The organism is Flavobacterium soyae, from assembly GCF_045348165.1.
Classification (GTDB): Bacteria; Bacteroidota; Bacteroidia; order Flavobacteriales; family Flavobacteriaceae; genus Flavobacterium; species Flavobacterium soyae.
Window position 1 is genome coordinate 5019663 of the sequence record NZ_CP150845.1, and the last position, 20288, is coordinate 5039950.

At 34.3% G+C, this 20288-nt stretch carries 14 protein-coding genes and 1 other RNA gene; 5 read left to right on the forward strand and 10 right to left on the reverse strand.

The annotated features are described in order from the left end of the window. Positions 1–229: 229 nt before the first annotated feature. Together AABD74_RS20755 and AABD74_RS20760 are read right to left on the reverse strand one after the other, a co-directional pair. Positions 230–1270, reverse strand: coding sequence for an AMP-binding protein (locus AABD74_RS20755; protein ID WP_232679299.1), 1041 nt, complete (start codon positions 1268–1270; stop codon positions 230–232). Positions 1271–1277: 7 nt separating this feature from the next. Continuing rightward, entirely contained in the window at positions 1278–2231 is a 954-nt protein-coding gene (locus AABD74_RS20760; RefSeq protein WP_406844162.1) for a lysostaphin resistance A-like protein, read from the reverse strand. A gap of 115 nt (positions 2232–2346) precedes the next feature. Here AABD74_RS20760 and arsC point away from each other — a divergent pair, with 115 nt between their 5' ends. Beyond that, entirely contained in the window at positions 2347–2691 is a 345-nt protein-coding gene (arsC, locus tag AABD74_RS20765; RefSeq protein ID WP_406844163.1) for an arsenate reductase (glutaredoxin), read from the forward strand. A gap of 93 nt (positions 2692–2784) precedes the next feature. Continuing rightward, positions 2785–5238, forward strand: coding sequence for a TonB-dependent receptor domain-containing protein (locus tag AABD74_RS20770; protein WP_406844164.1), 2454 nt, complete (start codon positions 2785–2787; stop codon positions 5236–5238). Between the two features lie 155 nt (positions 5239–5393). Here the strand turns inward: AABD74_RS20770 and AABD74_RS20775 are convergent, their stop codons facing one another. Beyond that, positions 5394–5573, reverse strand: coding sequence for a hypothetical protein (locus AABD74_RS20775; RefSeq protein WP_056202312.1), 180 nt, complete (start codon positions 5571–5573; stop codon positions 5394–5396). A gap of 471 nt (positions 5574–6044) precedes the next feature. Between AABD74_RS20775 and fumC the strand changes: the two genes are divergently transcribed. Continuing rightward, positions 6045–7430, forward strand: a complete 1386-nt coding sequence (fumC, locus tag AABD74_RS20780; RefSeq protein WP_232679291.1) for a class II fumarate hydratase — start codon at positions 6045–6047, stop codon at positions 7428–7430. Positions 7431–7531: 101 nt separating this feature from the next. Here the strand turns inward: fumC and AABD74_RS20785 are convergent, their stop codons facing one another. From AABD74_RS20785 to AABD74_RS20795, 3 genes are all read right to left on the reverse strand, one after another. Next, positions 7532–8383 carry an IS3 family transposase gene (locus tag AABD74_RS20785; protein ID WP_406843148.1) on the reverse strand — a complete coding sequence of 284 codons (852 nt, stop codon included), beginning with the start codon at positions 8381–8383 and terminating at the stop codon, positions 7532–7534. A gap of 14 nt (positions 8384–8397) precedes the next feature. Further along, entirely contained in the window at positions 8398–8817 is a 420-nt protein-coding gene (locus tag AABD74_RS20790; protein WP_406843147.1) for a transposase, read from the reverse strand. A gap of 115 nt (positions 8818–8932) precedes the next feature. Next, positions 8933–10135 carry an NAD(P)-dependent oxidoreductase gene (locus tag AABD74_RS20795; protein WP_406844165.1) on the reverse strand — a complete coding sequence of 401 codons (1203 nt, stop codon included), beginning with the start codon at positions 10133–10135 and terminating at the stop codon, positions 8933–8935. Between the two features lie 241 nt (positions 10136–10376). Here AABD74_RS20795 and AABD74_RS20800 point away from each other — a divergent pair, with 241 nt between their 5' ends. Then, complete coding sequence (locus AABD74_RS20800) at positions 10377–11579, forward strand: serine hydrolase domain-containing protein (RefSeq protein WP_406844166.1); 1203 nt, start codon at positions 10377–10379, stop codon at positions 11577–11579. Positions 11580–11826: 247 nt separating this feature from the next. After that, positions 11827–12224, forward strand: a transfer-messenger RNA (tmRNA) gene (gene ssrA / locus AABD74_RS20805). A 297-nt stretch (positions 12225–12521) separates the two neighbouring features. Here ssrA and AABD74_RS20810 read toward each other — a convergent pair. From AABD74_RS20810 to AABD74_RS20825, 4 genes are all read right to left on the reverse strand, one after another. Further along, positions 12522–14993 carry a glycosyl hydrolase family 95 catalytic domain-containing protein gene (locus AABD74_RS20810; RefSeq protein WP_406844167.1) on the reverse strand — a complete coding sequence of 824 codons (2472 nt, stop codon included), beginning with the start codon at positions 14991–14993 and terminating at the stop codon, positions 12522–12524. Between the two features lie 48 nt (positions 14994–15041). Beyond that, the gene (locus tag AABD74_RS20815) at positions 15042–17021 is read right to left on the reverse strand and encodes an alpha-L-arabinofuranosidase C-terminal domain-containing protein (protein ID WP_406844168.1); all 1980 of its coding nucleotides are present in this window, start codon (positions 17019–17021) and stop codon (positions 15042–15044) included. Positions 17022–17041: 20 nt separating this feature from the next. Beyond that, a complete protein-coding gene (locus AABD74_RS20820) occupies positions 17042–18481 on the reverse strand; it encodes a glycoside hydrolase family 28 protein (RefSeq protein ID WP_406844169.1) in 1440 nt (479 codons plus the stop codon). Between the two features lie 275 nt (positions 18482–18756). Further along, a complete protein-coding gene (locus tag AABD74_RS20825) occupies positions 18757–20286 on the reverse strand; it encodes a glycoside hydrolase family 28 protein (RefSeq protein ID WP_406844170.1) in 1530 nt (509 codons plus the stop codon). Between the last annotated feature and the right edge of the window lie 2 nt (positions 20287–20288).

The window sequence follows — 20288 nt, forward strand, 5'->3', positions numbered from 1 at the left end:
CGCTTTAGCGAATCAGTAAAATCAGTGTCTAATTGTGACGCGGATAAAACAGATTTACTTCGTAAAAACTCGGATAAACACGGATTTGATTTGCAATAATTTTATTTTCTAAAAGCTTAACTTAATGACATTGCCCGGAGGGACTTAACACTACGCACAAAAAAATTCCAAACCCCAACTATAAAATTGGAATTTGGAATTTAAAATATTGAAATTTTTATATATTTTCCTATCGCAAACTAGACTTACGTAATAACTTCCCGTTTTCGTTTTCCTTAAACTTCGGAACAAAAACAATCTCTTTTGGCTTTTCAAACTTTCCCAAAACATCAAAAAAGTCAGTAGAGAAATCATATTTTTCGCCTTCAATTACAAGAATTAGTTTTTCGCCTAAAACAGTATCAGGAACTCCTGTTACAAAAAAGCGGTTATTAATTCTGCCCGTTAATTTCGCTTCAATCTGCTCCGGAATCAGCTTCACTCCTCCACTATTAATTACATTATCGATTCTTCCCAAAAATATAAACTGATTTTCATTTACTAAATCAACCAGATCATTGGTTACAATTGGTTCTTCAGAAATCGAAGAAACATAAATTACCAGACAGCCGCGATCGTCTTTTTCGATTTTTACATTTGGAAGAATTGTAAAGGCACTTTCACCCACTTTTTTAGCAGCAATATGCGTTATGGTTTCCGTCATTCCGTACGTTTCGTAAATCTCCGTTTTAAATGGCAAAAGTTTCTCTATAAGATCGCTGTCAGTTTTCGCTCCGCCAATAATTAACTTTTTAATGTTACCCAGTTTTTCAAGAGAATTCTGAACCTGCAGAGGAACCATAGCTGCAAAATCATATTGCTTATTATTGTAAGCCAAGGGTTCTGTACTCGGAACTACAACATCGAGTTCTAAACCTAAAATCAAACTTCGAACCAGCATCATTTTACCAGCAATAAACTGAGTTGGTAAACAAAGTAAAGCTTTATTTCCAGGCTCTAAACCAAAAAAATCTCCCGTTGCTAATGCAGACTGAATCATCGCTTGTTTTTCTAATCTAACCAACTTAGGAAGCCCCGTTGTTCCAGAGGTTGTCATTTCGATATAATCTTTATGATCAAACCAGTCCAGAAAAAATTCTCCGATAGCTCGTTCGTATACATCTCCTTCTTTAATAAAACTATATCCAATACGGCATAAATCTGCAGCATTTAAATGATAGCCATCAAGTTTAAAATAATTATGTACATTTTTATGAGTTAAGTTTGGCATGGTGATATTAATTTAAATTTAAAAATTCAGTTACCTCATTCTTTGGTTCATCAATTTTACCTGTTAATTTCTCTTTCCAATTGGTCCACTTATACTTTTTACTAAAAATAAAAAGCAAAACAGGATAAACAATTACAACCGGCAGAATAACATCTGCACCGGCAGAAGGATCTGACATATCTTTAAAAATAGAATGAGTTTGAAAAACCGACCAATCTGAAGTTACCAATAAAGCTCCAACAAGATTATTTGCAGCGTGAAACCCTAAAGCCAACTCTATTCCGTCATCCATTAAAGTAATAATTCCGAGAAACAATCCCGTTCCTATATAATAAACCATGATAATATATCCCATCTTGGTAACTTCGGGATTAAGAATATGCATGGAACCAAAGATCAGTGAAGTCATAACTAATGGGAACCATTTATTTTTGGCCAGATTAGCAAACCCCTGCATTAAATACCCTCTAAAAACATACTCTTCTGTACTGGTTTGAATAGGAATAAAAATTGTTCCTATAACCGATAAAATCAAAAAGGGAACTAATTTAAAATTCCAAACAAATTTTTCTTGAGATTGAAAATAAAGCACCAGAAAACTGATTACAGAAAATAAAGCCCAAAGCAGGAAAGAAAATAAAACCCTGTTCCAATCTACTTTTTTTCGTCCCGTTGTTACTGATAAAAGCGTTTGATGGTGCATATATTTTACCACAAAATATATTCCCGCTAAAGCAAAAACAAACGAAAGCATTACTAAAAATAAGGTAAGATTTGGCTCAAACATTTTTAAAGCCGAATCATTATCGGCTGGAAAAGCAGCATTTTCTTTAAAACTTTTATAAAGAACCGCAATAGAAAAAGGAATTTGCCCTATAAATGACGCTGTAATAATAAAAACAGATCCTAAAAGATATTTCCAAAAATGATTTTCAGGTTTAACTCCTTGCTCTAAAAACATATATTTAAAAATTTTAAAATGAGAATTCGATTTAAATAGGAAATCCTATTTTTGCTGTATTAAATAAGAACTCTTTTTGAGAGATCTTATTTTAACAGACATTAAATATAAGAAAATGATACAAATTTACCATAATCCACGCTGCGGAAAATCGAGAAACTGTTTGGCTTTTATTGAAGATTCTAAACAAGAGTATGAAATAATTCCTTATTTAACAGAAACTCCAAGTTTTGATGAACTAAAAGGACTTCTTGAAAAATTAAATATTCATCCAGTTGAATTGGTTAGAACCAAAGAAAAAATCTGGATCGAAAATTATAAAGGAAAAAAAATGAGCGACGATGAAACTATTCAGGCAATGGCAGATAATCCAATTTTAATAGAAAGACCTATCGTTGTAAAAAACGGGAAAGCAATTATTGGAAGGGATTTAGACAAGGTTGCATCTTTTTTAGATTGATTACAAAACAATCAATTAACATTTTTTTATGATCTTTCTCTTTAAACCAAAAGGTACATTTACTGTCTAAGAAGAAAAGAAACCAGAAAAAAAATGAAACAAATTAATTTTGTTGTAATGCTCGTGTTATTTTTTACAGGCTTTTACAACTATGCGCAACAAGGACCGCCTGCAAGAAATAAGGTTAAGGTTACGGGTAAAGTTTTCGAAAAAGTAAGCAAGCAGCCACTTGAATATGCTACTATTTCGATCATGGCCCCAAATGATACAAAAGCTATTGCCGGCGGAATAACCAACCCAAAAGGTGAATTTGAAGTAGCTGTTGCTCCGGGAACTTACGATATAAAAATAGAATTCATTTCGTTTAAATCGACAGAAATTAAACAAAAAAATATTCAGGAAGATACCAATTTAGGCGTCGTAAATTTATCTGAAGATGCTGCACAATTAAACGAAGTTGTTGTTCGTGCCGAAAAATCAACAGTTGAAATTAAACTTGATAAAAAAGTTTACAATGTTGGTCAGGATATGATGGTAAAAGGCGGAACGGTAAGTGATGTTTTAGACAACGTTCCTTCTGTTTCTGTTGATACTGAAGGAAATGTAAGCTTAAGAGGAAGCGACAACATTCGAATTTTAATTGACGGACGTCCTTCAAATGCCATAAATGTTGCCGAAGCTTTACGTCAGCTTCCTGCAGATGCAATTGACAAAGTAGAAGTTATTACGAATCCATCTGCGCGTTATGATGCAGAAGGCGGATCTGGAATTATCAATATCATTCTTAAAAAAGGTAAAAATCAAGGTTTTAACGGAACATTTATCGCTTCTACAGGAATTCCTGAAACATACGGTTTAAGTGCTAACTTAAATTACAAAACAGAAAAATTAAACTATTTCACTACAGCAGGTTACAACTACAGAACTAATGAAGGCGGCGGTTTAACTAACTCTCAATATTTTAATGAAGATGGTTCTACAAAAAGTTTCCTTGATGAAGACCGTGATACAAAAAGAATCAGAAATGGTTTTAATGCCAGAGCGGGTATAGAATGGACCATTGCACCAAATACTTTTTGGACAAATGCCATCAATTACCAAAAAAACAGCGGTGAAGATAAAGATTTAATCAACTACAATAATTTTGATGCTGGCCACAATTTTACAGGATCTTCTTATCGTTTAAACAACGCAGACACCGGAAGTGATAACGTAGAATTCACTTCGAACTTAATCAAAAACTTTAACGACAAAGGACACAAACTTACTGCCGATCTTTCTATTTCAAGAAATACAGACGACAGCAACAGTGTTATTGATGCTTCGCCAAATTTTAATAATACCTTAAACGATCAGGTACAAAAACAAGTACAATTACAAGCAGATTATGTTTTGCCTTTAGGAAAAGGAGGGCAATTTGAAGCTGGCTATAAAGGAAGTTTTGGAGATTTAAATAACGAATATTACGTTACAGACGAAAATAATGTAAAAGATCCAAATTTATCTAACAACTTAGAATACAAAGAAAACATTAACGCATTGTACACTCAATACGGATTTAAGGTAAATAAATTCTCTTATTTATTTGGTTTACGTTGGGAAGACACCAATATCCAGGTTAACTTATTAGACACAAACGATTTCAATACTAAAAAATACAACAACTTATTTCCAAGTGCTTTTATTAGTTATGAAATTTCAGATCAAAGTAATTTCACGGCAAGTTACAGTAAACGTTTAACAAGACCTAGAGGGCGTTTTATGAACCCTGCCACAAATTACTCAAGTAATATTAATATTTTTCAAGGAAATCCGGACTTAGATCCATCTTTAACAGACAAGTACGATATTGGATATATTAAGCGCTGGGACAAAGTAACATTTAATACTTCGGCGTATTTTGAAGACACAAAAGATGTTTTCAGCTTTGTTAGAACGCCAACCGGAGAATTAGTAAATGGAATTCCGGTAATTTTAAGCCGACCTATAAACTTAGGAAAAGAGCAAAAATTTGGTTTTGAATTTACATTAAATTATACTCCATTTAAATGGTGGAAATTAAACAGCAACTTCAACTTCTTCAACGTAAAATCAACAGGAGAAAACAGCTATACAGATGCCGTTACTGGTGAAACTGTAGTTCAAAATCTTGATAACCAAGCAAATTCCTGGTTTGCAAGAATCAATTCAAAAGTTACTTTACCGTATAAAATTGACTGGCAGTTAACAGCAATGTACAACGGCGAACAAAAAACAGCTCAGGGAAAAAACCTTGGTCAGTTCGGGATGAATACTGCTCTTAGCAAAGATGTAATGAAAGACAAAGCAACAATTGCTTTCAACATTAGTGACGTTTTCAATTCAAGAATTATGAAATCATATACTTATCTTGAGAATCAAACATCTTACAGCGAAATGCAGTTCCGTAAACGTCAATTTAATTTATCGTTCACTTATCGTTTCAACAAACCAAAAAGTGAAAGAGATAAAAACGCACAGCCTAAAAATGACGGCGGCGGTGATGGCGGAGGAGAATTCCCGGGATAAACTAGGTTAAATTCCAAAATTAAAAATTCCAAATTCCAATTAGTAAGACTTAAAATGAAGTTTTAGAAAATTGGAATTTGGATTTTTTTTATTGGAATTTATTTTTTTCATAAAAAAAAGGACTCATTTTCACGGGTCCTTTTTTATGAAATCAATTAATATTTAACTGATTGTTCTTCTTGTCTTTTTTTAGCTCTCTTTTCTTTGAACATTTCCCAGCTAGCTCCCGTAACCCAATAAGATACGAAACCAACCAAGAAAAACATTAACCAAAACCCTATAGTTAGTATGGTTAAGAAAAGTAAAAAGCCTAAGTACTGTGAAAATTCAAACATGTTTTCCGGAATTTTTGAATGTTACCACAAATGTAGGCTATATATTTTTCCTCAGCAATAAAATCTAAATCAATTTTCGTGAAATAACATTTATACGTATATTTATACTCATTTTAAATAAGCTTTCTTTTCGGCAAATTATCCAACTATCTAAACTAGAAGAACATGAGTATTTTCAGGAGCTGTTTCCCGCTATCCGTTACAAACGAAGTTCACTGAACTCCGATTAAAATAAATGTTTAGTGAAGTAATCTTTTATGTTTTTAAAGAAAAAACATAAAAGGATTTTCTCCCGAATCTTCGGGACTATCGGAGCTAGAATCCGTATTTAAAAGAAAATTAAAACACCAAAATAAAAAATCCGTTTCAATCAGCGTCTTTACGAAGTAAATCAGCGTTATCAGCGTTCCATTTACCCAACAAATTCACAACTCACAAAATACATTTTTACAAACAATATATTTACACAAAATGAAATACAGAATAGAAAAAGACACCATGGGCGAAGTTCAGGTCCCTGCCGATAAGTATTGGGGTGCACAAACAGAACGCTCAAGAAATAATTTTAAAATTGGAAATGCAGCTTCAATGCCGCAGGAAGTCATCGAAGGTTTTGCTTATCTAAAAAAAGCCGCTGCTTATGCCAATTATGATTTGGGGGTTTTACCAATCGAAAAAAGAGATGCAATCGCTGCTGTTTGTGATGAAATTCTTGAAGGAAAACTAGAAGATCAATTTCCATTAGTTATCTGGCAGACAGGTTCAGGAACACAAAGCAACATGAACGTAAACGAAGTAATTGCCAACCGTGCTCAGGTTTTAAAAGGTTTTGAAATTGGCGAAGGCGAACAATTTATAAAAGCAAATGATGATGTAAATAAATCACAGTCATCAAATGATACTTTCCCAACCGGAATGCACATTGCAGCTTATAAAATGGTAGTTGAAACTACAATTCCGGGAGTTGAAAAACTACATGCTACTTTAGTAAAAAAAGCAGCTGAATTTAAAGATGTTGTAAAAATTGGCCGTACACATTTGATGGACGCAACGCCATTAACTTTAGGCCAAGAAATTTCAGGATATGCAGCACAATTAGCTTTTGGATTAAAAGCACTTAAAAATACTTTAGCACATTTATCTGAAATCGCTTTAGGAGGAACCGCTGTTGGAACGGGATTAAATACTCCAAAAGGTTACGATGTAAAAGTAGCCGAATATATCGCTCAATTTACCAAACATCCATTTATTACTGCCGAAAACAAATTTGAAGCTTTGGCCGCGCACGACGCAATTGTTGAAACACACGGAGCATTAAAACAATTGGCAGTTTCATTAAACAAAATTGCCAATGACGTCAGGATGTTAGCTTCTGGCCCTCGTTCAGGAATTGGAGAAATTCATATTCCGGAAAATGAACCAGGATCTTCTATTATGCCGGGAAAAGTAAACCCTACACAATGTGAAGCCCTAACAATGGTTTGCGCTCAGGTTATTGGAAACGATATGGCAATTGCGGTTGGCGGAATGCAGGGACATTATGAATTGAATGTTTTTAAACCGGTTATGGCAGCAAACTTCCTGCAATCAGCACGTTTATTGGGAGACGCTTGTGTTTCTTTTGACGAACATTGCGCTCAGGGAATCGAACCTAATCACAAACGTATTAAAGAATTAGTAGATAATTCTCTTATGCTTGTAACCGCTTTAAATACTAAAATTGGTTACTACAAAGCTGCCGAAATAGCTCAAACCGCTCACAAAAACGGAACTACACTTAAAGAAGAAGCAGTTCGTTTAGGCTATGTTTCTTCTGAAGATTTTGACGCTTGGGTGAAACCGGAGGAAATGGTTTAGATTAATTGTGAATTGTTAATGGTTAATTATAAATTATTTGACCATCTATGTCTAGTCCTAAAATAACGATACAGGATTAATAACAGTAAAAATACATTTTTTTAGACAGAAGTAACTTCCGAGTTACTTCTGTTTTTTGTTTTATAAGTTTTCATTTTAATACTTCTCTGTAAGTGCATTTGATCAGGAGTCAGCATATAGTTTGAGCAATGTGGTCTAATCTGGTTATATTTATTAATAATCTCAGCTACCAGTTTCTTCATTAAATATAGTTCAAGATGATAGGCATCAATCCTAAACTCTTGTTTTAATATTCCGTTTATTCTTTCAGCCACTGCGTTTTCATAAGGGTCTGAGTTTTGTGTCATACTGCATTTTAGACTGCATTTCTTTAAAAAATACTGGTACTCATCCGAACAATATTGTATGCCTCTGTCTGAATGATGTATCAATGGTTCAGTTCTAAAGACCCTATTCTTATGAGCCATTTTTAAAGCATTAATACATCCTTGTGTACTAAGGGAATCAGACACCTCATAACCCATTATCTTTTTTGAATAAGCGTCGGTTATTAAACTTAAATAACAGGGTTTCTCACGTTTGCCGATATAAGTAATATCTGAGACCCATACCTGTTCAGGTCTTTTTATATTTAACTCTTTTATCAGGTTGGGATGTTTCCTAAAACGATGGTGCGACCATGTGGTAAGGTGATAACTTCTCTTAGGTTTGATCAGCAAATGATTTGCTTTTAAAATATTAAAAAATTTATCTCTTCCCACTTTTAAGGCTTTAAGATTTAGATTGAGGATATGATATAGTTTACGTGTGCCAAGCCGGGGCTGAGCTCTACGCTGTTCTTTTACAAGCTCTACAACCTGTTCTGCCAAGGTTCTCCTGAGTTTAATACGCTTAATGCTTCGATAATAAACCTGTCTGTCTATCCCGAACAAGCCACAGCTAAAGCTTATGCTTTCCTGCCTTTTTTTCCTAAAGGATTGGATTGTCCGGGTGGTAAGTTTTTTCGAATATCAATATTATATTCCTTTTCAGCCAGGTCTATCATCATATCAAAAATAATAGCTTTAGAATCAGAGATATGATTTTGTTTTTCAAGCAGGGCTTTTTGTTTTTCCAAAAGTTTTACCTTGGCTTCGAGCTCCATAATTCTTTGTTCAGGTGTCTTGGGCATATTTGATGGTGTTTGATTCTCCCAATCAAAGTTACCATATTTTCTGAGCCAATTTACAACGGTCGAGCGCCCCTGGATTCCATAATGTCTTTGTGCAGATGTTACTGAGAAAATCCCAGACTCAACTTCTTTAACAACTTCAAGTTTAAAACTAAGTGTGTAATCTTTCTGTGTGCGTTTTGAATAATTGTCCATGCGATACTTTTTTGTGTATCGCTATTTCAGGACGGGACACTATTATAATAAAAAAAGAGCCTCCTTAATTTTAAGAAGGCTCTTTTTTTTAATTAACAATTCACAATTAAATAAATTATTTCCCGTCTACATAATCCTGCAGATAACTGAATCTTTCTGTAAGTTTTCCGTTTTCTGTGATTTTGGCACGTTTTAAAATTCCATCTTTGTCTCCGTTGAAAAAAGCAGGAATTACATGCTCCATAAATTGTTCTCCAAATCCTTCGCTGGCATCTTTTGGAATTTCGCACGGAAGATTATCAACAGCCATAACAGCAACTGCTGCCGGATGAAAAATATCCACTTCTTTATCCTCTAAAGGAAAATAACCGTATAAAGGTTCTGCAATTGTCGAAGAACGAAGTGTACTGGCAATTGGCCCGTTTACATCGCAGGAAATATCTGCTACAACTTTTAGTTTGCAGTCACTTGCATTTAACATTTCTCTGGTCAAAATCATCGGGGCGTTACTCGCGTAAAAATGACCTGCAAAGTAGATATCTGAAACTTTAGTAAATTTCTCAAAATCTGAGGTATAAGCTTCGGGATTTTCGACAAAATCATTAAAATCTAAAACCTGACCGTCAATACGTTTGTTATATTCTAAAACGTCTAACTGAACATACACTGCCTGCGCATATTTTTTAGTGAGATAATTATCTACCGTGATTTCTTTTACTTTAATAGCATCTAAAATTTCTTTTGCGCCGCTCCCAACCTTTCCTGTTCCGGTAATTACAAATTTTAAAGCCGGCATTGTAATACGCTTTAAATGCATAATCAATGCTTCTTTTCCGGAAAGGGTTTCTGCTTTTGGAAGTTTAAACAATTCGAATTTAATTCCAAAAGCGCGGATTCCGTTATAAACACCAACCATTCCGGCATATTTTCCAAAACCAATTAATCTGTGGTCCAGCGAATCAACAATTGTTTCATGATCGTATAAATCAATTTTTTTTTCTAAAATCGCCTGAAGTAATTTCCTGTTATGAGGCTGTTTTTTTATGGTATGAGAAAAAAAGAAATAAGCTTTGTTTGGAATTAAATTTTCAACAGGAACTTCCTTAACACCAAATAGAACATCACAGTCAGAAACATCTTCTGTAACGGTTATTCCCATATTTTTATATTCTGCATCAGAAAAAACTCTAATATCTGAACTCTCAACTTCAACTGATGCTTCATGATAAAGCTGTTTTAGTTTTGTTAGTTCATTTGGAGAAAAAACAACTCTTCTGTCTGGTGGGTTTTTTCTTTCTTTTATTATTCCAAATTTCATTTAAATAAATTTAAAGCACTTAATAATATAACTTTTTACATCGTATTTGTTTCAAATATAACAAATATAGTTAAATTTTTGTTTCTAATTTACTATTTAGAATGTTTAAAAACCGTTAATAACTGAAAAACAAAGAAATAAAAAAAACATCTGTTAATATTGTGTTAAAACAACCTTTTTAAACCATCAAAAATTGAGAAAACAACAAAATTGAATTCGATATATTTGTTTTTCAAGAACGATGCAAATGATTTTCCTTAAAAAAACAAAGATACTACAAATACTTTTCTCTCTACTAGTTTTAAGCTCATGTGGTAATGACAATAAAACAAAAACAACTGCTACTCCAACAGTCGAAGATACATTACCTAAAATGAAGCCGTTAGGTCCTGAAAAGAAAATTTCACAGGCATATAAGAATTCGGTAATTGGCAGAATAAATCATTTTTACTATAAAAACTGGCCAAATAACAGCATGAACGGGAGTTTTTTAGTTGCCCGAAATGGCCAGATAATTTTTGAAAAATATAATGGTTATGCCAATAAAAATGAAGGAACCAAAATAACAGCTGAAACATCTGTACAAATTGCTTCTGTAAGCAAAGTATTGACTGCAACAGCGGTTCTAAAACTTGTGAACGCCGGTAAAATAGATTTAGACCAAAAAGTAAATACTATTTTAAAAACATTTCCTTACGAAGACTGTACGATTAGAATGCTTTTAAGCCATCGCACCGGAATGCGTAATTATGCTTATTTTACAGATCATGACAAATCGGTTTGGGACAGACATAATCAGCTGACAAATAAAGATATCTTAGATCTTCTGGCAACTAAAAATATTGGTTTAGAATCTAAAACAGGAACTCGTTTCAGCTATTGCAATACCAATTATGCAATGCTGGCACTTATCATTGAAAAAATTACTGGTTTGAGTTATAAAGAAGCAATGAGCGAAATGATTTTCAAACCTTTAGGAATGACGCATACATACGTTTTTGATGATGATAAAGACAGAAAAAAGATTGTTCCATCATACAAAGGAAGCGGTGTCGAAATTGGTTTTGATTATCTGGACAATGTTTACGGAGATAAAAATATCTTTTCGACAGTAAGAGATCTTTTAAAATTTGATCGCGCAAGACAATCACCTGATTTTTTGAAACCTGAATTATTAAAACAAGTTTATACCGGTTATAGTAATGAACGTAAAGGAACTAAAAATTATGGTTTAGGAATTAGAATGATTAATTGGGAAACAGGTCAAAACTATTATTTTCATAATGGCTGGTGGCATGGCAACACCTCATCTTACATTACTTTAGTAAAAGAGCATGTTACCATTATTGCATTGTCTAACAAAATGACAAGAAACACTTATGCTGTTCGCAAATTAGCTCCAATTTTTGGGGATTATCCTTTTAATTTCAAAGACGAAGAATAAGACAATAGTCGAAAGTCTTAAAGTCTTAAAGTCGAAAGTCGAAAGTCGTAAAGCGGTAAAGCGGTAAAACTTTTGTCGATAATTGAGTTTTCAGATTAGACCAATTGAGTAAAAATAAAAACAAGCAAACGCAGTTTAAGTATTGGACTTAAAAACTTTACGACTTTTGACTTTCGACTAAAGGAATTTTTCTGAAAATTTTGGCAGAAAGTAATTTCAAATACTCTAAATTTGCAGACTTATTTTTGGGGTCGACTGGTTTTGACAGCAGGTCGAATTGAACAGTAAGCACGTCGAGCATTGAGACCTTGCTCGTAAATATAAGATCTCAAACTTTTACACGGCGAAAATAATTACGCTTTAGCTGCATAATCCGAATCATAGTACGATTGCGCCACGTCTCTACAAGGTAGAGAAGCTGGATTCTCCTGGAAAGCCTTGGTTTGTGGCGTTCCGTCAAGGGGAACCGTAAAAATAAACCTAGATATCCATGAGCTTCGGGTGGGTTTCGAAACTTAAGAAGATAAGTGTTCGGTGGCTGTTTCTGGCCTGGCTTAACATCGAAAATCTAATCAGGAAATAAGCGTGTAGAAAGCTCTTTAGTTGCTTGTTTGGACCCGGGTTCGATTCCCGGCGACTCCACAAAAAGGCAGAAAATCATATGATTTTCTGCCTTTTTTATTTGGGTCTTCCATAATATGATGATATAGCTATGCAAATGACCGCAGTTAATGAAACTTTGCAGTCAAAAATATTAGTAAAATCTATTTCTTTCTTATCATAGGTATCTGTAAATTGGCTGGGAGGTTTGCTTCAGTATCAAATCCACGTCCGTCTACAAATGTAAACTCTCTGGTTAGGTAATTACTAACCAGAGAGGGAAATATTCTCAAATTTTTAGAGGAATAATTTAAGTTGATATAAGGGTTCTGCTGCAGAACCCTATTTTGAAGGTATTAAGATATAAGAAGTTCCTTTTTTAGTTTCAAATACGGCAGTATAACCAATCGACGATTTCTCACTTTTGATATTAAGTTTTTCAATTATAAATGGCTCTGCAGCCCTTACAGAACAAGTACCTCCATTATTGGACACTATTTTTGCCTGACTCATTTTACCATCATTCCACTTTATATCTACAGTAAAATTACCTTTTGCTGTAATACCTTTAATTTCGCCATCTGTCCATGAATCCGGCAGAGCAGGCAGCAGATGAATTTCTTTATTCTGGCTTTGCATCAGCATCTCAACTACACCTGCTGTTCCGGCAAAATTTCCATCTATCTGAAAAGGCGGATGAGCATCAAAAAGATTTGGATAACATCCTCCGTGTCCACCGTACTCTGTACTATTTTCTTTTGTTAATCTCAATTGATTTTTGAATAATTTGTAAGCATGATTTCCGTCTAAAAGTCTCGCCCACATATTTACTTTCCATGCTAAACTCCAGCCCGTTCCGTCATCGCCGCGCAATTCTAATGTTTTCTTTGCGGCAGCTGCCAGTTCTGGTGTTTTTAAAGGAGAAATTAAATTAGCAGGATGCAATGCATAAAGGTGCGAAGTGTGCCTGTGATGCGGATCTTCATCCTCAAAATCTTTATACCATTCCTGAAGCTGTCCTTTGCCTCCAATTTTAAAAGGCAGTAATTGATCTGCTGCTTTGTTTACAGTTTGTCTGAATTCTAAATCGGTATTGAGTACTTTAGAGGCTTCAATAGTGTTTTCAAATAAATCTTTTATGATTCCGATATCCATAGTCGAAGCTGTCGTGACAACACCTTCTTTTTTTCCATCATAATAATATTTATTTTCTGGAGAAGTTGAAGGCATGGTTACCAGATAACCATTTTTGTCTTTTTGAAGCCAGTCCAAGCTAAATTCTGCAGCACCTTTTATAATTGGATATACTTTTTTTAGATATTCCTTATCGCCTGTATATTGATAATGTTCCCATAAATGTCTGCTAAGCCAGTTGGCGCCCATGTACCAGTTTGCCCACATAGGATCTCCTTTTCCAAAATCGCCTACAGGATTTGTCGCTGCCCAGATATCCGAATTATGATGCAATACCCAACCATTGGCATGATAATAACTTTTGGCAGTTTCAGCTCCTGTTACAGAGACATTCTTAATAAATTCATCAAGCGGAAAAAACAATTCAGACAAACTTCCTGATTCAACAGGCCAATAATTCATCTGTAAATTAATGTTTGTTGTATAATTACTGCTCCAGGGCGCACGAAGTTTATTGTTCCAAATCCCTTGCAAGTTGGCTGGAGTATTATGTGTACGTGATGAAGAAATTAATAAATAACGTCCAAACTGAAAAAATAAGGCTTCAAGTCCGGCATCTTTTTCTCCTTTTGCATATTGTTCTAATCTTGTATCAGTAGGCAGATTAGATTTATTGGTTTCTTTTTCATTAAGTTTTAATGAAACCCTATTAAAGAAATTTTGAAAATCAGCAATATGTTCTTTTAATAAACTATCATATTTTTTACCAACAGCTTTTTTAATTGGACTTTCTGCCAGTTTATGTTCGTCTTTTCCCTGACTGTCCGGGCATTTATCAAAGCCATTGAAACTTGTTGCCGCTGAAACGAAAAGTAAAATCTCACTTGCATTTTTAATGACTAATTTATTTCCATCAGAACTTACTTCTCCGTCTTTTATAACTGGTTTAATAATTAATTCAAAACGCATTCCTCTACAACCTGCTGCATCTTCATAAACAACGGGTTCTTTATTGTAATCAATATAATTGGGGTCTGCATGTGAGGGCGCTTTACCCTTTAAAACCACTGACTGATTTTTTATTGTTCTTTCATTTTTTAAAAGACTTGCAGCATCAATTGCCACCGAAAGTTTTTCTAGCTGATCTGCCGAAAGTTTAATTACAATACATTGTGCAGGTGCCGAAGCAAATATTTCTCTTTTGTAATTTACACCGTTAACGCTAAAATTCGTTACCGCCAATCCTGTTTGTAAATCAAGACTTCTATTGTAGAGATCCGGTTTGTTTCCTCCAAAATCCTGTGTCAAAATAAGATCTCCCAACGGCATAAAACTTTCACTGTAAGCACCCTGCATGTTTTTAGTCAAATCATATGCTTTTTCGAAATTTTCATTCGTAAGCGCTTCTCTAATTAGTGCCAGATTTTTAAAAGCATTCGGATTTACATTTTTCTGCACGGGACCTCCGCTCCATAAAGTTGCTTCATTTAACTGAATTAATTCAGAATCTACCCTTCCAAAAACCATTGCGCCGAGTGTACCATTTCCTATAGGTAAAGCTTCCGTCCATTCAACAGCCGGCTGATTGTATTGCAGTTTTAAATCTTGTTGTGCAGAAACAGAAAATCCTGCCATTATAGATAGAAGAAAAAAGCTTTTTTTAAGAGAGTTGTACAGCATGTATTTTTAATTTTAGTTTGAAAATAATATTCTAAGCCGGTTAAATTATTAAATCATTTTCAGTTTTAAAACAGTTACAGAATAAGCAGGAAGATTTAAATCTTGTTTTCCTTTTGCTATTTTATATTCACTTTGTTTTGGAGTTATTTTTTTTGGATCAGCAAAAGTATTTTCATCTTGTGTATTTGGACTTTCCAGTCTTATAATTGTCCCTTTTGATCCTAATTTTACTCCTTTTAAATCAACGCTGACATCTTCTGCTGATGCAGCTGTATTTACCAGTTTTACAATTATTTCTCTGCTGTTTATATCTTTTACTGCCGATGCGTATAAATTGTTTTGCCCCGTTAAAGCTTTTCCATCTTTATTAATACTTAACAAATCTGTTCCCTTATTGGTAGAAAATAATTGCTGCACATAATAATTTGCTGAACCATAAGATTCAAGATTGTTGAACCAAATCATATCAGGAGTCCACTGCCATGCATCTTCGTGAGCCATCAAAGGTGCGTAAGAGGTTAAGTGAACGACTTCTGCATTTCTTTCCAATCCAGTCATAAAAGCGGCCTCAGAAAAAGCACATTCCCAATTATTTCTGTTATTCGGATTGGCTCCTGAAACACTCTGCGCTGCATATTCTCCCGCAAATATTTTTGGGCCTTTTCTGTCATAATTATCATAGCGTCCGGCATTTTCTCTAAACCATTGCGGGCTTTTATAATAATGTTCGTCTACAAGTTCTGCATTGAGTTTTTTAAGTTCTTGCATTGCAAAATCAAAATGTTCACCATCTGGAGAAGGGCCGCTTCCAGACACAATAATGATATTTGGATATTTTGCTTTTATTGCTTTTTCAAAAACTTTGTATCTGTCAATATAATCTGGTCCCCACTGTTCGTTTCCAACACCGATATATTTTAGATTAAATGGTTTTGGATGTCCCATATCCGTACGGATTTTCCCCCAAGTTGTAGTGACAGCTCCATTTGCAAATTCAATTAAATCTAAAGCATCCTGCACATAAGGATCAAGTTCGTTTATTGGAGCCAATTCTCCTGTATTGTACTGACAGGCCATACCGCAGCTTAAAATTGGCAGTGGTTCTGCACCAATATCTTCCGAAAGCTGAAAATATTCAAAAAAACCTAGTCCGAAACTTTGAAAATAATCCGGAGTTTGTTTGTGGTTGAATTCTACATTCCAGCGGTTCATCTTCGTTTTTCTCTCTTCTACATTTCCAACTGATTTTTTCCATTGATAACGGTCAGACAATGTTCTTCCTTCAACAATACAGCCGCCGGGAAAACGTAAAAAGCCAGGTTTCATATCATATAAAAGCTGTACCAGATCTTTACGAAGTCCATTTTTTCTATTCTTCCATGTATCTTCAGGAAACAGTGAAATCATATCTAAATCTATAGTTCCTGTCCCTTCAAAAGTTATTTTTAATTTTGCTTTTGCTTCGGTTTGAGTCGCTGTAATTTGCGATGTATAATTTATCCATCGATCTGATTTTGGAACAATGCTTGTTTCTCCAATTACTTGTTGATCTTTATCAATAAGCTGAAATATAATCTTTTTGATTGCTGTATTATGATTAGATGCTTTTAATGAAAGGTTGTATTTTGCATCTTTCTTTACTCCCATTCCTCTAAAACCTTCATTTATTAAGGCATAACCTTTATCATTATTGATTTCTACTCTGCAAAAAACAGTATTGTCTGCCTCGATTTTGACTGGCGCAGCACTGCCCGATTCTTTGTTTAATGAAGATCTTTTTGTATTGGGCTGCTCCCATCCCATCAAAGGTTTATCAAATTCAAAAGATCTGTTTTTAATCAATTCGGCATATAACCCGCCGTCTGCAGCAAAATTGATGTCTTCAAAAAACAACCCGAACATGGTAGGCTGAATTTTAGTAACAGTTTTTGAAGCATCTACTTCTAAAATTGTTTTTTGAGCATTCACACAAAAACTGCTTAGTAACAAACCACAAATGGTAAATATTGTAAGGATATTATTTTTCATACGTTTTGCAATGGAACTGATTATTTTTTTACTGCCTCTAATTTAGCAGGAAAAGCTGATTGTCCGTCTAAGTTTGTTACAATTAATTCATCTACATTTTTACTTTCGACTGCGTATTTAAAATAATCAGGTTTATTTTTCCCCCATTGCACTGTACAATTTTGTACTTTAATACGTTCAGCCGAATCAAAATAAAATCCCGAAGTACTTCCTTTTACAAAACCTTCTACGTTAGAAGGGCGTCGGTCATAAACACCTCCTGGAAAAGATGTTGTTTTATCTATAAAAACACTCACATTGTCAAAAATAATATTTTTAATTTTATCTTTTGATTCTCCACTTACAAACACACCGTTTTCTCCTGTACACTGAATATTAGAGAAATAGATATTTTTTATTTCGCCCACTTTTCCTTCTGCTGCGCCTTTTGGAAAACGCCAGTTGGCATCTTTATGGTTTCCTTTTGCTCTGCTAAAAGCGGTTACATAAATGGGTTCTGCTTTTCCCCACCAGGTATCGGTATTCAATTTACTTTCTATAATGATATTTGAGAAAATAACATCGCTCACGGTTCCTTCATCTCTGTTCTGAATTCCTAAGGCACGATTGCTGTTTTTAATGATGCAATTATTGAATACCACTTGTCTAATCGCATCCATGTTTTCTGAACCAATTTTAATCGCGCAGCTGCTGCTGGTCATGGTACAATTAGTAACTGTAATGTTTTCACAGGCACCAAATTCTTCAAATTCTCTTCGGTTTTTTAAACAAATGCAGTCATCTCCACTTTCGATATAACAATCGCTAATTCTCACATTTTTAGAATGATCCAAATCGATTCCGTCGCTGTTACGCACTTTTAAACTATTCAATAAAGTAATCCCGCTGATTACAACATCATTACAACCAATTAAATGAACTGTCCAATAAGCCGAATTTCCTATATGGACATCTTTAATCCTGATATTTTTTCCTCCAATAATAGTCAATACATGCGGTCTTGGATCCAGTACATTAAATGGTTTTAAAACATAAGCATCATCTTGCTCTTCGCCCATAAAAGATATTCCGTTTCCATCTATTTTTCCGCTTCCGCTAATGGTAAAATCTTCTATATTTTCTCCGCCAATCCAAATTGTCCCTTCTCCCGGATTGGTTCTAAAAGCACTTTTGGTATATAATTTTTCATCCGGACTTGCCAATAATTTTGCTCCTGCTTCAATATGAAGATCTACTTTGGATTTTACATCAAATGGTCCGGCCAAAAACGTAAACGGCGCCGGAATCAAAACTCTTCCGCCCGTTTTACTGCAGGCATCAATTGCTTTTTGAATTGCGGCTGCGTCATTGGTTTTTCCGTCTCCTTTGGCTCCATATTTCTTAACGTCGTAAACATTCTGTGCTGCAATGGTTAAGGAAATACAAAAAATTAGGATCGCGATTATAGATTTCTTTTTCATTTCTTTTATGTATTAAAAACTTTATCGAAGATATACTTCGCAAAGTTTTTGGTTTATTTATTTTAATCTCGCAATCCCGATAGCTATCGGGAGCAAAGACGCAGAGTTTTTTTTATTTTAAACATATAGATTAAACATATTATTTGTCATCCTGAGGAACGAAGGATCACACAAGAAACTCCGTTTGCTATATCGCCAATCTTTGTCGAGTTTCGATTGTGATCCTTCGTTCCTCAGGATGACAAAACTGACGTAAAAACACAAGAATTTTAAAACTACCTAGCAGGTAATTCAAATTTATTTTGTTCTGGTTCTATTTTTCTTTTTAAAGATTCGCTGTCAAGATTACTCGATGAAACATCTTTAAAAACAATTTGATTCATTTTATCCGAAGGAATATCGATCGCTTTCATTGTCAGGTTTTTTACATCATCAAAAACAAAAGCGGGACGAAAATCTTCTTTCTCCAAAATCAGTTTTATATTTTTCATTTCGATTCCGTTTACGTGACGCACATAAAATCCCCACGAAGGCAATTCTCCAAACATGGTAAATTCAGGGTAACCGTTTATATTTTCTTTTACATCTTTCAATCTGCTTAAAGGATGATACGCCATTCCTTTTGAAGCTCTTCCCGGATACGTAATTTCAATATTTTCTAAAGTTACGTTTTCTATAAGATGTCCCGGAATTCCGGAAATAGAAGCAGGAAACGGATTATGGAAATAATCAACTTCTGGTCCGCGCAGATCATAATCAATGTCTGGACGGCCAAAAGGAATTTGTGCTTTTAAGTTTTTAATCGATACATTTTTAATGTAACCCGGTTTATCTCCATTTCTGTGACCTAACCGAATTAATATCGCATTTCCTGTATTTACGGCCGTAATATTAGAAACTTTAATATTTTCAATTTCAGCTCCATCAACAGATTCAATCGCGATTGCCGATCTGAAAGTATCAAAAACCTTAATATTTTCAATCGTAACGTTTTTGAAACTGCCGTAAGAGCCTGTACCAAATTTAACTGCATTGGCACTCGATCTGATCGTACAGTCTGCAATGTAAATATTATTGTTCTGCAATCCCGGCGATTCTGATTTTAGACAAATGCCATCATCTGCCGCATTTACATTACAATTGGTTATTCTAACATTTTCGCATCCGTCAACGTCAATTCCGTCATTATTCCAATAAGCGGTACTATTGACTTTCATAGAATCAATTACAATATTTTTACATTCCCTAAAGCATTGTACCCAGCCAGGGCTGTTTTTTAATGTAATATTGATCATCGTTATAGAATCACATTTTACAAACGAAATCAGCTTTCCTCTATGGTCTTCAGGACGCATTCTTCTATAATTGTATTTGGGATCAATTAGAACTCCTGTATGATGCAGAGAATCAATTGCTAAAGCCAATTCTCTTCCTTGTCCGTCTATAATTCCTTTTCCGTTTACTGCAATATTTTTTGATTCATTAACTACAATCAAAGCTCTTATTCCTTCGTATTTCGGATAATCATCAGGATTGGTACTTCCTAACAAAACCGCTCCTTCTTCAAAAAACAATTCAACTCCGGTTTTTAAAACGATACTTCCGGATAGAAATTTACCTTTAGAAAAAACAACTCTTCCACCTTTGCTTTTATTTGCTGCGTCAATTGCTTTTTGAATGGCTTTTGTATTTAAGGTTTTACCATCTCCTACTGCGCCATATTTTTTAATATCAAATACCTTTTGTGCTGAAACAGATAAGGAAATACAGAATATAAGTATCGCAATAATAGATTTCTTTTTCATTA